Below are 207 nucleotides of genomic sequence, written 5' to 3' on the forward strand. Positions count from 1 at the left end.
CTTCACGCGCTTTACCGTAACCAAAACCAACGCGACCGTTACCATCGCCAACTACAGTCAGAGCTGTGAAGGAGAAAATACGACCACCTTTAACGGTTTTAGATACGCGGTTTACCGCGATCAGCTTTTCCTGCAGTTCGCCAGCTTGTTTTTCGATGTGAGCCATCTTACACCTCTACCTTAGAACTGAAGGCCAGCTTCACGGGC

1 pseudogene is annotated in these 207 nt (G+C 49.8%); it reads right to left on the reverse strand.

From position 1 onward, the window contains the following. A pseudogene (locus HMPREF0298_RS12035) lies at positions 1-130 on the reverse strand (30S ribosomal protein S5); the annotation flags it as partial. Positions 131-207 lie beyond the last annotated feature (77 nt).

Source organism: Corynebacterium lipophiloflavum DSM 44291, from assembly GCF_000159635.1.
GTDB classification, from domain to species: Bacteria; Actinomycetota; Actinomycetes; order Mycobacteriales; family Mycobacteriaceae; genus Corynebacterium; species Corynebacterium lipophiloflavum.